Here is a 1,631-nt window from a genome sequence, read left to right on the forward strand (position 1 = left end):
TCGATCAGGTGAGCCATGACTGCTATTGGCATTGACTTTGGAACATCCAACTGCTCAGCTTATCTTCCTGTCGGCAGTACGATGAAAGGCATTCCGATTGAAGGTGATAGCTCACTGCTGCCATCGGTAGTTTTTACAGCACGGCGCGAGATCGCGATAAGGAAAATAGAGGATTACGAATATGCTCGCCGGCTAAAAAATGCCAGAGCTGCTGCGAATGCAGAACAACGAAAGATCAACCAAGAAGGCGGAACTCCCTCGCCAATAAATGAGCAGATACTGCGGAAAACTATTGAAGACACCATGCGGCGAGAGGCCGCCAACGAACGTGAAAAGCAATATTGGGGACAGAGCTTCCTCAGTATGCTGGAAGACGGACAGGCCGTACTTTTTGGCACGCCTGCACTACGTGCCCACATCAGTGATCCGCTCAGCGGAACACTCGTTAAATCCCCAAAATCTTTCATCGGTAGCGATATCGATGACCAGTACCTCGCGGCGTTCCGGGATGTCGTCACGTACATGTTGCGCCACATCGTTTCTCAGGCTGAGCGCCACTGCAAACAACCAATATCGAATGCAGTAATCGGTCGCCCTGTCTTCTACCACGGCACCATGGGAGAGGATGGAAACAAACAAGCACTGCGTCTTATGGAAGAAGCGGCAAAGGCGGCCGGTCTAAAGAATGTTGAATTCTTTATGGAGCCTATAGCTGCGGCGCTTGAGTATGAGAAATCTATTTCACGTGAACAAGTTGTTCTCGTGGTAGACATAGGCGGCGGCACGACGGACTGTGCAGTTGTCAGGCTTAGGTCATCATCGGCGAAAAGATTTGATCGTTCTTCTGACGTCCTTGGCTACTCAGGGAATCGACTAGGAGGGGAGGACTTTGATCAGCTTCTAGCATGGCGTTGCTTTATGCCATTTCTCGGTAAGGACAGATTTCCGCATTCGTTACTTTATGACGCAATCTCAATAAGGGACATACCTGCACAGTTGCGCTTTAGACGCGCGGAATATGAAATTGAGCTCCTAGTTCGCCGCTACACGCATGTTCCCGAACTTGAGCGGTTTAGGACACTTCATAAATTTCAGCTTCAACACCGCGTGATAAACAGCGCTGAGCTTACGAAGCTAAAGCTCTCAGAAGTGCCAGCTTGCACAGTCCCGTTGGGATATCTGGAAAATGGTCTCTCCGTACAAGTAACAAAAGAAGAATTTAAAGAACTGTCCGGTGGCTTGCTTCGAAAGATTGAAAATCTAATGCTTCAAGCAATGAGAGGTGCCGGAGCACGACCCGATGCAGTTTTTCTGACAGGCGGTATGGGTTCTTCGCCCGTAGTGCAAGAATTGGTTCGCAGTGCTTGTGGCAACGACATACCTATCAAACTTGGAGACATGCTTGGCTCTGTCGGAAAAGGACTGGGAGAGTGCGCCAGTCTAGCGTTTCGTTAGTTGGCTCGTATGGGAGGCAAGCGGCCGCGCTTTGGCACCGAGGAGATGCCGAACTTCCGGGATAGCTAGCGGCCCGTTGCACCGCGGAACCTGTCAGCGGTGCAACGAACGTCTCAGAAGGGTCGACTACGGAAGTTGGCCATCGAGTCTTCAGACCACGACCGCCCCCCGCTTCG

At 51.1% G+C, this 1,631-nt stretch carries 1 protein-coding gene; it reads left to right on the forward strand.

Annotated features, from left to right (window positions below; translation table 11 throughout):
• The first annotated feature begins 15 nt into the window (after nt 1–15).
• Nucleotides 16–1,455: a molecular chaperone gene (gene yegD, locus E1J61_RS36805; protein ID WP_133098647.1), complete on the forward strand. Its 1,440-nt coding sequence runs from the start codon at nt 16–18 to the stop codon at nt 1,453–1,455.
• Nucleotides 1,456–1,631 lie beyond the last annotated feature (176 nt).

Source organism: Cupriavidus sp. L7L (genome assembly GCF_004353535.1).
Classification (GTDB): Bacteria; Pseudomonadota; Gammaproteobacteria; order Burkholderiales; family Burkholderiaceae; genus Cupriavidus; species Cupriavidus oxalaticus_A.